10 protein-coding genes, 1 tRNA gene and 2 pseudogenes are annotated in these 12,941 nt (G+C 64.3%); 12 read left to right on the forward strand and 1 reads right to left on the reverse strand.

Annotated features, from left to right (window positions below):
* The 7 genes and pseudogenes from IT472_RS06490 to IT472_RS06520 form a co-directional block, all read left to right on the forward strand.
* Positions 1–554 (forward strand): annotated as a pseudogene (locus IT472_RS06490) (cytochrome C biogenesis protein); the annotation flags it as partial.
* A gap of 116 nt (positions 555–670) precedes the next feature.
* A complete protein-coding gene (locus tag IT472_RS06495) occupies positions 671–1,822 on the forward strand; it encodes a homoserine O-acetyltransferase (RefSeq protein WP_297180105.1) in 1,152 nt (383 codons plus the stop codon).
* Positions 1,823–1,852: 30 nt separating this feature from the next.
* A tRNA-Leu gene (locus tag IT472_RS06500) sits at positions 1,853–1,939 on the forward strand.
* A 279-nt stretch (positions 1,940–2,218) separates the two neighbouring features.
* Positions 2,219–2,467 (forward strand): DUF1778 domain-containing protein, encoded by a 249-nt coding sequence (locus tag IT472_RS06505; protein WP_297180108.1) that lies wholly within the window; start codon positions 2,219–2,221, stop codon positions 2,465–2,467.
* A 10-nt stretch (positions 2,468–2,477) separates the two neighbouring features.
* The gene (locus IT472_RS06510; protein ID WP_297180111.1) at positions 2,478–2,882 is read left to right on the forward strand and encodes a type II toxin-antitoxin system VapC family toxin; all 405 of its coding nucleotides are present in this window, start codon (positions 2,478–2,480) and stop codon (positions 2,880–2,882) included.
* Between the two features lie 18 nt (positions 2,883–2,900).
* Positions 2,901–5,534 (forward strand): DEAD/DEAH box helicase family protein, encoded by a 2,634-nt coding sequence (locus tag IT472_RS06515; RefSeq protein ID WP_297180114.1) that lies wholly within the window; start codon positions 2,901–2,903, stop codon positions 5,532–5,534.
* The gene (locus tag IT472_RS06520; RefSeq protein ID WP_297180118.1) at positions 5,531–7,543 is read left to right on the forward strand and encodes a site-specific DNA-methyltransferase; all 2,013 of its coding nucleotides are present in this window, start codon (positions 5,531–5,533) and stop codon (positions 7,541–7,543) included. The genes IT472_RS06515 and IT472_RS06520 overlap by 4 nt, the downstream gene beginning before the upstream one ends.
* Before the next feature lie 110 nt (positions 7,544–7,653).
* Here IT472_RS06520 and IT472_RS06525 read toward each other — a convergent pair whose 3' ends face one another.
* Positions 7,654–10,029, reverse strand: a complete 2,376-nt coding sequence (locus IT472_RS06525) for an Hsp70 family protein (RefSeq protein WP_297180121.1) — start codon at positions 10,027–10,029, stop codon at positions 7,654–7,656.
* Positions 10,030–10,387: 358 nt separating this feature from the next.
* Here IT472_RS06525 and IT472_RS06530 point away from each other — a divergent pair, with 358 nt between their 5' ends.
* The 5 genes and pseudogenes from IT472_RS06530 to IT472_RS06550 form a co-directional block, all read left to right on the forward strand.
* Positions 10,388–11,110, forward strand: a complete 723-nt coding sequence (locus tag IT472_RS06530) for a hypothetical protein (RefSeq protein WP_297180123.1) — start codon at positions 10,388–10,390, stop codon at positions 11,108–11,110.
* A 34-nt stretch (positions 11,111–11,144) separates the two neighbouring features.
* Positions 11,145–11,414, forward strand: coding sequence for a hypothetical protein (locus tag IT472_RS06535; RefSeq protein WP_297180126.1), 270 nt, complete (start codon positions 11,145–11,147; stop codon positions 11,412–11,414).
* Positions 11,353–11,838 carry a hypothetical protein gene (locus IT472_RS06540; protein ID WP_297180128.1) on the forward strand — a complete coding sequence of 162 codons (486 nt, stop codon included), beginning with the start codon at positions 11,353–11,355 and terminating at the stop codon, positions 11,836–11,838. Before IT472_RS06535 ends, IT472_RS06540 begins: the two co-directional genes overlap by 62 nt.
* 111 nt (positions 11,839–11,949) lie before the next feature.
* Positions 11,950–12,813, forward strand: a complete 864-nt coding sequence (nei, locus tag IT472_RS06545; protein WP_297180130.1) for an endonuclease VIII — start codon at positions 11,950–11,952, stop codon at positions 12,811–12,813.
* Positions 12,810–12,941 (forward strand): annotated as a pseudogene (locus IT472_RS06550) (carbonic anhydrase); the annotation flags it as partial. The gene nei and the pseudogene IT472_RS06550, both read left to right, overlap by 4 nt.

Below are 12,941 nucleotides of genomic sequence, written 5' to 3' on the forward strand. Positions count from 1 at the left end.
AAGCCGCCCTGAATGCCAATCCAGCCCATCAACGCGCGCGCTGGTTCCTCGGCGTGACCCAGCGCCAGAACGGACAGAACGCGCAAGCCGCCGCGACCTGGGCGCCCCTGCTGGATCAGGTGGACGCTCGCACCGCGAGCAGCCTGCGCGACCAGGTCAACCTCGCCCGTGCCGCTGCCGGCCAACCGCCGCTGCCGGCGCCCGCCGCTGCCAAGCCCTTGCTGACGGCGCAGGTGTCGCTGGATCCCGCCCTTGCGAGACGCCTGCCCGCCGGTGCCAGCGTGTTCCTGATCGCACGCCAGCCCAGCGGCTCGCCGATCCCGGTCGCCGCGCAGCGCCACCCCGCCGCCAGCCTGCCCTTCACCGCCCATCTGGGCGACGCCGACAGCCCGATGCCCACGCTCAAGCTTTCGCAGGTGTCCGAGGTCGAACTGCAGGCGCGGATCTCGCTGGACGGCAGCGCCACCGCCGATCCGAACGCACCGGCCTCCAAACCCGTCCGCGTGCGCCTGCCCGCCACCGCGCCGGTGACCCTGGTGATCGGCGCCCACTGACGGCGGCTCCCCGGGGCCACCCATGGCCCAACGCGGCTATGCCCTTATGCCCAAACGACATGCCCGAAGCGGCGCGCAGGGCGGATGATGGGCCATCGCTCCTCCACCCTGCCGCCATGACCGAATTCATCCCGCCGGGCACCCGCTGGTTCAACCTGCCCTCGCCGTTTCCGATGAAACGCGGCGGTGCGTTGCACGGCGCACGGCTGGCCCATGAAACCTGGGGCAGGCTCGATGCCGAGCGCGGCAATGCCATCCTGATCCTGCCCGGAATGTCGCCCGACGCCCACGCCGCGTCCAACCCCGGCAATCCTGCTCCGGGCTGGTGGGAGTGGATGGTCGGCCCGGGCAAGCCGATCGACACCAACCGCTGGTTCGTCATCTGCGTGAACGCGCTGGGCAGCTGCAAGGGCAGCACCGGTCCGGCGTCGCTGGACCCGGCCACTGGCGCGCCTTACCGCCTCGATTTTCCGGAGTTGTCGATCGAAGACGGCGCCGATGCCGCCGCCGAACTGGTGCGCGGCCTCGGGATCGACGCACTGGCCTGCCTGATTGGCAACTCGATGGGCGCGATGACCGCGCTGGCCCTGCTCAATCGACACCCCGGCATCGCCCGCAACCACATCAACATCTGCGGCGCCGCCCGCGCGCTGCCGTTCTCGATCGCCATCCGCTCGCTGCAGCGCGAGGCGATCCGCAACGACCCCGACTGGAACGGTGGCCATTACGACAGCGCCCGCTATCCCGAAAACGGCATGCGGATGGCGCGCAAACTCGGCGTGCTGACCTACCGCTCGGCGCTGGAATGGGACGGCCGCTTCGGCCGCGTGCGGCTGGACTCCGAGCGTCGTGACGATGACGAACCCTTCGGCGCCGAATTCGAAATCGAAGGCTATCTGGAAGCCCACGCCCAGCGCTTCGTCCGCCGCTACGACCCCAACTGCTACCTCTACCTGAGCCGCTCGATCGACTGGTTCGACCTCGGCGAAGCCCACGGCGGCAGCACCGAAAACGCGCTTGCGGAAATCCGCAACCTCGAGCGTGCGCTGGTGATCGGCGTGAAAACCGACATCCTGTTCCCGATCCAGCAACAGGAAGAAATCGCCGCCGGGCTGCGCCGCGCCGGCACCGAGACCCGCTTCCTGCCGCTGCCCTCGCCGCAGGGTCACGACGCCTTCCTGGTCGATGCCGAACGCTTCGCCCCGGCCATCACCGGCTTCCTGCGCACCCTGCACAGCGTCAGCCTGCTCACCGACAAGGTCGCCTGAACCACGCAGTCCGTTATACTGCGCGTCCGCGCCGGAGTGGCGGAATCGGTAGACGCAGCGGACTCAAAATCCGCCGCCCTTAAAAGCGTGTGGGTTCGAGTCCCACCTCCGGCACCAGAGGCACTTCCCTCAACATTTCGCAAGGTCACTAAACCCCCTGAATTTCAGGGATTTTTTATTGCCTGCGCATTGAGACTATCCCCCGCGACCCCGCCGAAAGTCGGGGTCTCTGCTTCTGACGCCACGCGGGGCACGGCTGCACCGCCCGTGGAGCGGGCATCCACGTTGACCTCGGCCAGCCACCGGAAGCGGCGACGGTCTCCCATGAGTGGCTGCCACCACTGAGCTGGTCGTCGTGACGACCGTACGGTATGCTACCGTACAAGGAGGCTCGCCATGACCATGATCGTCGACCGTCTCGACCTGCGCCTGAGCATTGAGGACAAGAACCGCTTGCGCCGCGCCGCCAAGCTGCACGGCCTGCCGGTGGCCACCTTCGTGCGCGAAGTCGCCCTGCGCGAGGCGGAGACCACCATCGCCCATCCGCCCAAGGCTAACCACGGCAGTTTGGCCGCCCGCCTGCGCGGTCGCGCCACCGCGCGCCTAGGCACCGACGAAATCATGCGGCTGACCCGCGGCGCATGAGGCGCGCGCAATGAAGCGGGTGCTGGTGGATGCCAACGTCCTGCTGGACGTGCTGACCGACCACCCGCAGTGGTACGCCTGGTCGGCGGCGCAGCTCGATGCCTGCGCGCAGGACGCCGAGCTGTGCATCAACCCCATCGTTTACGCCGAGGTCTCGGTCGGCTTCGAACGGATCGAGGAGTTGGACAGTGCACTGTCACCGGATGCGTTCACCCGGCTGGAGCTGCCGTGGGAAGCGGGCTTCCTGGCCGGCAAGGCCTTTCTCCATTACCGTCGCGCCAAGGGTGCACGCACGTCGCCGCTGCCGGATTTCTACATCGGTGCCCATGCCGCCATCGCGGGGATGGCGCTGCTGACGCGGGACGCCAAGCGCTACCGCACGTACTATCCCAAGCTTGAATTGATCTGCCCTTGAGCAGGAAGCCGAACGTACATGCAACTGCCACAACGGATCGCTGAAAAACTGTCAGGCTGGCGCGCCGCCGGCTACCCGCACGAGCAATACCCTGCCATCGCCGAGATCCTGGATTGGCTGTCCGGTCGCGACGCCGGCCAGCCGCCGTTCCTGCGTATCCCGCAGGTGCGGGCGCTAGAAACCTATTGGTATCTGCGGTTGGTCGAGAAAACGCCCGGCATCTTCGCGCTGTACCAGAGCCTGATTGCGAGCAAGGTCGAACTGCGCAAGACGCTCGGGTTGAGCAGTGAAGCCTTGCGTGATTATGTTGAAGAACACGGCTTCGATGCCCTGATCGAAAACATCCGCAGCGACGACGCCTTCGTCAAACAGCACAAGCTCGAATCCCTGCGCGAAACCCTGACCCTTGGCTACCCAAGCTACATCCTCGCCTTGGCCATGGGTGCCGGCAAGACCATGCTGATCGGCGCCATCATCGCCACCGAGTTCGCGATGGCGCAGGAATACCCGGACGAGGATTTCGTCCACAACGCACTGGTGTTCGCGCCCGGCAAGACCATCATCGAGTCCCTGCGCGAATTGGCCACCATGCCTTTCGATGGCATCCTGCCGCCGCGCATGCACAAGCCGTTCGCCGCCAGCGTCAAGCTGACCTTCACCCGCGACGGCAGCCCGGACATCGACGTGATTCCCGGCTCGCACTACAACATCGTCGTCACCAATACCGAGAAAATCCGCATCCAGAAGGCCACCATCCGCAAGGGCGACCTCGGCAGCCTGTTTGCCGGCGCCGGCGATGCCGATCAGCTCAAGCAGGACGTGGCCAACCGCCGCCTGCAGCGGCTGGCGCAGTTGCCGCACCTGGGTGTGTTCTCCGACGAGGCGCACCACACCTACGGCCAGTCCATGGATGCCGAGTTGAAGAAAGTGCGCAAGACGGTCGACTACCTTGCCGCCGAGACCCACGTCGTCTGCGTGGTCAACACCACCGGCACGCCCTACTACAACAAGCAGCCGCTGCTGGACGTGGTGTACTGGTACGGCTTGTCGCAGGGTATCGAGGACGGTTACCTCAAGCCGGTGTCCGGCAACATCGAGGCCTACGATTTCGGTGACGACATCAAGCCCTACGTGACCGAAGTCGTCGGCGACTTCCTCAAACACTATGGCGATGTGACATTGCCCAACGGCGCGAAGTCCAAGCTGGCAATTTACTTCCCGCAGACAGACGATCTGGAAGCCATGCGCCCGGTCGTGGAAGCGGCGCTCGCCGCGAACGGCCATGCGCCCAGCGAATGCCTGGCCAATCACTCACACAGCCCGCAGGCCGCCGTGGATGCCTTCAACCGGCTCAACGACCCCGCATCTACGCACCGCATCATCCTGCTGGTTAACCGCGGCACCGAAGGCTGGAACTGCCCCAGCCTGTTCGCCTGCGCGCTGGCCCGCAACCTGCAGTCGTCCAACAATTTCGTGCTGCAGGCGGCCACCCGTTGCCTGCGTCAGGTGCCGGGCAACCCGCACAAGGCCAAGATCTACCTGTCGCAGGACAACTACGCCGTGCTGGATCGCCAGTTGCAGGAAACCTACGGCGAATCGCTGGCTGCTCTCAAGCAAGATCGGGAAAACCTGCACCACGCGAAGATCGTGTTGCTCAAGGAAGACATCCCGAAGCTGAAGCTCAAGCGTCGGGACGTCCGCGTGCGCCGGGTGGAAACAAGGATTCCCGCCGTGCTGACATTGCAACGCCCCAAGGACGACGATCCCGCGCTGACCGTGCAGCGCTACGAACTGGCCGCGCAGGCCAGCAGCAGGAACGTCATGCGCGAGCTGGGCGAGGCACTGCCGGTCGAAGCGGCCGTTGACAGCGCCGATGCCCGCACGGTGGCCGCCGACCTCGCTGCGCGCTATCGCCTGCCGCTGTTCGCCGTGCTGGATGCACTGTGCGCTGCTTATGGCGAAGACGACGTGCCGTTGCGCCATCTGGATGCACTGGCCAGCCAGTTGGAAGAGCAAGTGCGCCATTACGTAACCGAATCCGAGGAGATCGAGGTCGCGCTGGCGCTGGTGCGCCCGGAAGGCTTCAGCGAAGAACAGGATGCGGCCGGTCAGCCCATCCGCACCGCCGAGATCACCTATCGCAAGGACAAGGCCGACCGCCTGTGGAAGGTGGAAGACGCCCGCGCCGACTATGGCGGCACGTTCGGCTTCCACTACAGCCCGTACAACTTCGATTCGCTGCCGGAGAAGGATTTCCTGGCCAAGGTACTGGACACCTTGAAGCTGGATGCGGCCGACATCGAGGACGTGTATTTCACCGGCGCGCTGGGCCGCAACAAGACCGATTTCGTGGTCGAATACAAAGACGAGGACGGGCGCTGGCGCCCCTATTCGCCGGACTTCCTGATCCGGCGCAAGCCGCAGGCCGGCGGCGCGCCCGGCAGCGGCAAGCTCTTGATCGTGGAGATCAAGAGCGAGCGCATGCGTGGAGACAAGACCGACGGCGAGCACGGCCGCAAGGCGATGGCAGTGCGCGAATGGGCGGCACTCAATCCTGACCGCATCGCCTACGAAATGCTGTTTACCGACACCGATGCCGTGGCGAACAACGACTTCGCCCGGGTGCGTACATTCCTGGGGAGCAAATCATGAGCGTGCGCAAGGCCGCGAAGAAGACAACGAAAGCAGCGGCCAAGCCGGTTGCGAAGCGGGCCGCCAAGAAGGCCACCGGCAAGTCCGCAGCGTCGGCAGCGCCAGACAGCACCGTGGATGTCCTTGCACGTGTGCGTGGCGCGAAGGAAGCGGTGAAGGTGGGCAAGGTCGGCGGCCGATCGATGCTGTCCTGGGTGGGGAAGCGCGCGCTGGCCAACGTACAAGCGTTTCCCGCCCAACTGGTCGAAACCTATGGTGAGCAAGCCCCGAATGGTGCGCTGTGGGACAAGTGGCCCGACGGCCTGCGCCGCGGCGGCCTGCTGTACCACGGCGACAACAAGGAAGTGCTGGCCCATCTTCTAGCCAACGGCTTCCGAGGTCAGGTCAAGCTGATCTACATCGACCCGCCGTTCGACTCCGGCGCCGACTACGTGCGCAAGGTGGAACTGCGCGGCCCGAAGGGCAAGGTGAAGCTTGAAGGTGAGGCGTACACGCTGGGAGAGCAGATCCAGTACACGGATATCTGGGCCAACGACAACTATCTGCAGTTCATGTATGAGCGATTGCTGATGTTGAAGGAATTGCTAGCCGAAGATGGATTCATCGCACTCCATTGTGATGATGCAAGAAATGCATATCTCAGAATCATGCTTGACGAAGTATTCGGCCATAGCAGTTTTCGCAATGAAGTTATCTGGCACTACAGCGGTTGGAATAGGTACCTGGAGTCTGGACTTAACAATCGTCATGATTCGATCCTTGTATACGGTAAGTCGAAATTTGCGAAGTTTCGCCCTGTAACTGTTCCTTGGGAATCAAAGGAATCCTATGTGGCTGCTCGAAAACAGCAAGTTCACATTGCGCCAGATGGGCGTGAGTTTGTGCTTTCCGATGCGGGTGGTGGACAACGCGTAGAACGATTCTTGGATGAGGCTATTGCAGAGGGGCGGCCCATCGATGACGTGTGGAAGTTGGACAAGCTCAACAATTCATCAAAGGAAAGCGTCAATTACGAAACTCAGAAGCCAGAGCCTCTCCTTCGGCGAGTAATAGAATGGGGGTCAGTTGCAGGTGACTTGGTGCTCGACTGCTTCATCGGCTCTGGCACCACCGCCGCAGTCGCACAAAAGCTTGGCCGCCGCTGGATCGGTTGCGATATCAACAAGGGCGCGATCCAGACCACGGCCAAGCGTCTGCAGCGTGTCATGGCAGACCAAGCCAATGAAAACGGCAAGCCGGCGCAGGGCAAGCTGCTGGGAGACGCCGATGCGCCTTCGCCGGCACAGATTGGCTTCACCCACTGGCGCGTCAACGACTACGACCTCGCCATCCAGCACAACGAGGCGGTGGCGCTGGCCTGCGAGTACCTGGGCGTAGAGCGGCTGCGCAGCGATGCGTTCTTCGACGGCCTGCTGGGCAAGCGGCTGGTGAAGATCATCCCGTTCGGGCATCCACTCTCGCCGCTGGATCTGGAAGCGATCCGCACCGAGCTTGAAGCGCGTCCGGAGGAAGATCGTGCCATCACCGTAGTCTGCTTGGGCAAGGAACTGGCCGCCGATGCCTGGCTGGGCGAATGGAACCGCCTGCGCAAGAAGAAGACCGATCCGCACCACATCGAGGTCATCGAGCTGCGCAACGACCCCAGGTACGGCGGCTTCATCCAGCACGAGCCGGCACAGGCCCGCGTGGCGGTGAAGCGCAAGGGCGGCAAGCTGCACGTGGAGATCAGGGATTTTGTCTCCCCCGGCATCCTGCAGCGCCTGGCGCAGCAGTCCGGCGTGGTCCAGGCCAGGGTCGCCGACTGGCGCGCCATGGTGGACAGCGTGATGATCGACACCGCCTACGATGGTGCCGTGTTCAACGTGATCCACGCCGACGTGCCCGCTCGCAAGACCGATTTCGTGGCCGGCGAGTACGTGCTGGACGCACCCGCAGACGAGGCCACCGTGGCGGTGAAGATGACCGACATGCTGGGTGAAGAAGTGTTGCTCAACCACCCTGGCATCTGAATCAAAGTCGCAACCTGATGCCGGATCGTCAGCATGCTGCATCCGGCGTTCTCCATTGCATCATCCGATACCAGTGTGCTGCCGGGGCAGCGGCGCGCGCGAGGAATGGCTCACACCATCCCCGCCGGATCCTCCAGCGGGCGGCTGACGAACTCCGGCAATTCGCCCTGGCGCGTCACCACGTTCGCTCCCCGCGCTACCCGTTCGCGTGCTTTTCGGATGCGCTTCAACACGGATTTCTCCTCGAGCGCCTGCGCAGCGCGATCCAGCCAGCCGAGGTCGAAGTCGCTGAACTTCGACCAGTCCGGCTTGCCGGAGATGGCATCCTGCCACTCCAGGTGCGCTTCGTCCTTGCGCCCCAGTTTCGCCAGGATGTCGCCCCGCAGCACCCGATAGGCACGCTTGGGTTCATCGTCCAGCGCCGAATCGACCTCCTTCAACGCCTCGTCGTAGTTGCCTGCACGCCAGTCCATCAAGGCCAGGTTGAAGCGCGCCCCGGCCCAGTCCTCGGCCAGCCGGTAGCTGGCGCGCGCGCCATCGCGGTCGCCGATCTTTTCACGGCATATGCCGCGCAGGTTGAGCAGGTTAACGTCGTCGCCCTTTTCCTGCAGGGCCAGCGCGATGAAGTGCAGCGCTTTCTCGTGTTCGCCAAGCGTGGCACTGTCGCGCGCGATCTGTTCGAAGGCGGCACCGAGGTCGGCACGCGTCACGGCTCCCTGGCGGATCGCCTCCATGCGTTCCAGCATGCGCACTCGCGTCACTTGGCCGCTGTCGCGATGGGCGATGGGCGCGTCGAAGCGATGCACGAACGGCGGCGTGTCCGGATCGTCCATGCGCGTCAGCGTGAGTTCGAGGCACTGGTTTTCGTCCATCCGCCAGTCCAGCGCGAGGCGATCATCCACCGAAACCGGCGCAGGCAGGCGCCACAACGAACGACCGATCGTGCGCTCGCCCTCGGTCACGGCTTCCACGGCGATATCGGCGCCCGTTTTCACGGCGTCCCGCGGCGGGCGCAGCAGCAGCGGCGCGTCCGAGGCAGCGGGCACGGCATCGCCTGCGCGGGCCAGAGGCACCTTGCCGGTGGCGACGCGCAGGGAAATCTCCGCGCTGCACACCGGCGCGATCAACGGCTGCTCCAGCACCTGCAAGGCCATTGCCTGCAGCGCCGCGCCACGCGCCACCGTACCTTCCAGGTCTTCGCCATCCCCACGGCGAACGAAGGCCGCATTCGGGAACTTGCGCGCCAACTCCCGTTTCACCTGCGGCAGCAGCGCGCTTGAGCCACACAGCACCACGCCATCGATGTCCTCAGCCTCCAGGCCCGCGCGCATCAGCGCATGGACAATCGGCGAGAAGATCGAATTGCGCTGCACGTATTCGTCGCCGGCCTCTGCCGGAGGCTCCGGGTCGAGGAAGGGTTCCAGCAGGCGTTCGAACCCGGCGGCATCGAGCATGGGCGCGGACAGGGTCAGGTGGCGCACCACGCCAGCGATTTCCGCATCGAACGCCAGCGGCTCCAGCGTTGCGTCCACGGCGTCGACCACCGCATCACCGGCCTGGCTGGCCAGCTTGCGGCTGAGCTCGAGCTTCAAGCGCTCGGCAGCGTCCAGCAGCATCGGTTCGAGCTGCCGCCGCTTGTCCAGCCATGACACATCCCAGGCCTGCAGGCCGTTCTCGGCCAGCAGCGCGGGGATCAGCACGTCATGGACGATGGCGCGGTCGATGTCGCCGCCACCGAGACGGTGGTAGCGGCTGGTGCCGAGCAGGCGCGCACCCAAGGTGCCACCACGGGCGGCATCGCGGCGGAAGATCGCCACGTCGCAGGTGCCACCGCCGAAATCGAACACCAGCACGTTTGCGCCTTCGGCCAGCGCCTCGTCTGCGGTTGACGGCGCGCGCCAGAGCAGGTCGAGGAAGGCGGCGTAGGGCTCGTCCAGCAGACGGATCGCGCCGGAGTGCGGTTCAAGCTCGAATGCGGTTTCGGCGGCGTCCACGGTGGCCGACCGCTGTGCGCCATGGAACGAGGCTGGCACCGTCACCACCAGTGGCGACCCGATGTCCTGCCCGAACGTGTCGACGACTCCGGTGCGCAAGTGTTCCAGCAAGCGGGTCGCGACCTCGCCGGCATTGCCGAAGCCTTCAGGCGCGCGTGCATAGCTGTAGCGCAGGCCGATCTCGTTCTTGCTTTCGCTGAACAGGGCGCGTTCCGGCAGGAACCCCTTCAGCCCGCGCCGGGACAGCGCTTCGGCACCGAACAGCACACGTCCGTGCTCCAGCGCCACCACCGACGGCACCGAAGCAAGCATGCTGCCGTCGGGGCGCCTGTAGCGAATGCAATCGCATTGCAGAGCGCCGGTGTCGGGATCAAACGCAGCGTAGGCAACGCAGCTCTTGGTCGTGCCAAGGTCGATGCCGAATGCCACCGCCTTGCGCCCGGCAGCGCGCAAGCGCTCCAGCAGGCGCTGATGCAGGTCTGTATGGTTCATCGCGGTGCCCCGGTTGGCCGCCAACGGTGGCGGCAATGTCATTGCAGCCCGAGGGCGTCTCACGGGTTGCGACGGAGTGGATTCACGCCGATCATCTGTGGGATCGGGGTTGAACCCTGTGTATTGGGTTGTGCGGCTTTACCTGCGCGGGAGCGCATGGAGCGGCCACACGACGTCAACAGCATTCGCAGCGCACACGGGCGGCCAGCAGAATCCTTCCGCAATTGGGCTGGTGACAAGCGCCTGGTCTACAACGACAACGACAAAGCCCCCGCGTGGCTCCCCAAACAAGCATTGCTGCCGAAGGGTTCGCGAGCCGCCGCAAGGGCTTCGTCCGGGACTTTACTCACGAATGAGAATGTCATCAAGCCGTTCACCGGCGGGACGGGTCGATTTCACGATCAAGGATGCCGCCAAGCGAAGGGAGACCATCGCCAAGGAAGTGATCGCGGTCATGGCCGAGAATGGCAGCCGCAACGGGCTGGTGCAGCGGGTGGTTGCCGCTGTCCGCAAGTTCCTGCGGCGGATCATGCCGTCGCTCAAGTGGAGCGATGCTGAAGTCCGCGACTTGATCCATCAGGCGGATCGCTTCCTGCGGGATGGGCGGAGCAATGCGCAGGCGCAAGCCTACACGCAGGCGCATGCGTTCAGCGTTGGGGTGCGGAGTGCGTTCACGGATGCGGCTGAGTTTGCCAAAGCAGTCAGCGCCTTCATTGGCAACGCGAACCCGCAGCCGAATCCGAAAGCAGTCAGGGACATCCAAGTGACACAAGGAACGCCGGACGTGTACTCAAAACTAGGCGTATCCGACAAGTCGTTCGTCATTCGTCGCGACAAGCTGAAAACCATTCTGGAAGGCCATCCAGAGATCACGGTTCCGGTATTGCAGCAACTTGTGCGTCATCTGCATGAGCCGGTCGCGGTGTTTCAGTCTGGCGCCAATAGCACAAATCCAAACGGCTTGGTGGCGCTGACCGAGCTGGAAATTGACGGCAAGCCGGTGATGATCGCTATGAATCTTGGCGTCGCGCGCAAGGATGGCGTTGTCGTGAACCATGTCAGCAGCTACTACTGGGCGTGATAGCCGAGAGAAGTTCCTGCGCAACATTGGCGCGGTGTTGTACATCGACAACAGTAAAGCCCCCGCGTGGCTCTCCAACGATCCGAAGATCAAGGATTCCCGAGCCGCCGCGAAGGCTTCATCCGGGACTGTACTCACGGATGCGGATGTCGTCAAGCCATTCGCCAACGGCACAGGCAGCTACAGCCAAGCGGCGACGACCTTCTACAGCGCGGGTAAACAAAACCAGCGGACGCGTACTGGTGAACGACATCAGCAGCATTTACGGCAAACCCGGCCAGCAGTATCAGGGCTGGGTGAATGACGGGTTGCTGCGCTATGCTAGCGACCGATTCTCCAAAAACGACAAGCCCCAACCCGGTACGACTGTCGAGGCTTCGATTGCCTCGCGTGGTTCACCGGATCAGGGTTTGACGGAACGAAAGCTACTCACTGAATCTGATGTTGTCAAATACCACCAAGCCAGCGCCGCCACCGAGCAAGACGGCTCCGAGGATGCTGACGCCGACCGAGATCGCATCCTTGAAGAAGGAAGCCGCCGAGGACAGCAAGTGGTTCAAGGCGCAACTGGCGAAAGAAGCCAAGTAGCCAACCCACAAGACCCTGCCGCTGACGGGATTCCTGTTTTGCCCATGCAACCACGCTACGGCGCGGTCTTTTCATGCCTCGCGTCTCGCGAGAACCTCCACGTGCAGCTCCTGCCCTGCGGCGCTGGAACCCACGGGTGATTTTCGACCCATGTGAAGGTTTGATCGCAACCTCGCTCGCATAATCATCTTCGACGGGCGCGTCACGTCGTGTCGGCGTTGCCCGCGCCAGCAAATACCGACCACTCACCCATGCCCGAAGGTCCCGAAATCCGCCGCGCCGCTGATCGTCTGGCTGCCGCGGTCGTTGGCCAGCCTCTGCTGCGGGTGGAATTCGCGTTTCCGCAGCTCAAGCCCTACGAACGCAAGCTGCGCCGGCACCGGATCGAATCGATCACGCCGCGCGGCAAGGCGCTGTTGACGGCCTTCGACAACGGCTGGACGCTGTACACCCACAACCAGCTGTACGGCGTCTGGAAGGTCGCGCCGGCCGGCCACTGGCCGGCCACCACGCGCAGCCTGCGGGTGGCGCTGGAGACCGCGCAGTCGGCCATCCTGCTGTATTCGGCTTCCGCCATCGAAATGTGGCGCAGCGATCAAATCGAATCGCACCCGTTCCTGCAAAGCCTGGGGCCCGACGTGCTGGATCCGGCGCTGGATGCGACCGCCGTTGCGGCGCGACTTGGCTCGCCCGCGTTCTGCCATCGCGCGCTCGGTGGCCTGCTGCTGGATCAGGGCTTCCTAGCCGGGCTGGGCAATTACTTGCGCGCCGAGATCCTCTACGCCACCCGCCTGCATCCGGCGCTGCGCCCCGTTGATCTGAGCGCTCGCCAGCGCAACGCGCTGGCCAGGCAATGTCTGGCGATCCCGCGCCTGAGCTACGCCACCCGCGGGGTCGAGCCCAGGCCGGGGATGCGCAAGGACCTGCAGGTCCACGAGGGCGCAGCCTTCCACTTCCATGCCTTCAAGCGCGAGGATGAACCTTGCGAGCGCTGCGGCACCACGATTGCACGCATCAGTTCCAATTCACGCCCGCTGTTTCTGTGCCCGCACTGTCAGCCGGACAAATGCGCCGGCACGGGCCGGGGATCGGGATGCGGTAAAATTCGCGGATGAAAAAAGAACTCGAAGCCCTGCTGCGCAGCAACCGCGACTGGGCCGATGGCATCACCCGCGATGACCCGACCTTCTTCGAGCGTCTTTCGAAACAGCAGGCGCCGAAGTACCTGTGGATCGGCTGTTCG

The organism is Thermomonas sp., assembly GCF_020850895.1.
GTDB lineage: Bacteria > Pseudomonadota > Gammaproteobacteria > Xanthomonadales > Xanthomonadaceae > Thermomonas.

What these genes read in the sequence shown, in the direction of transcription:
- IT472_RS06530 (WP_297180123.1), top strand. Translation starts at nt 10,388, where the DNA reads ATGTCATCAAGCCGTTCACCGGCGGGACGGGTCGATTTCACGATCAAG.
- IT472_RS06515 (WP_297180114.1), top strand. Translation starts at nt 2,901, where the DNA reads ATGCAACTGCCACAACGGATCGCTGAAAAACTGTCAGGCTGGCGCGCC.
- IT472_RS06510 (WP_297180111.1), top strand. Translation starts at nt 2,478, where the DNA reads ATGAAGCGGGTGCTGGTGGATGCCAACGTCCTGCTGGACGTGCTGACC.
- nei (WP_297180130.1), top strand. Translation starts at nt 11,950, where the DNA reads ATGCCCGAAGGTCCCGAAATCCGCCGCGCCGCTGATCGTCTGGCTGCC.
- IT472_RS06505 (WP_297180108.1), top strand. Translation starts at nt 2,219, where the DNA reads ATGACCATGATCGTCGACCGTCTCGACCTGCGCCTGAGCATTGAGGAC.
- IT472_RS06520 (WP_297180118.1), top strand. Translation starts at nt 5,531, where the DNA reads ATGAGCGTGCGCAAGGCCGCGAAGAAGACAACGAAAGCAGCGGCCAAG.
- IT472_RS06495 (WP_297180105.1), top strand. Translation starts at nt 671, where the DNA reads ATGACCGAATTCATCCCGCCGGGCACCCGCTGGTTCAACCTGCCCTCG.
- IT472_RS06525 (WP_297180121.1), bottom strand. Translation starts at nt 10,029, where the DNA reads ATGAACCATACAGACCTGCATCAGCGCCTGCTGGAGCGCTTGCGCGCT.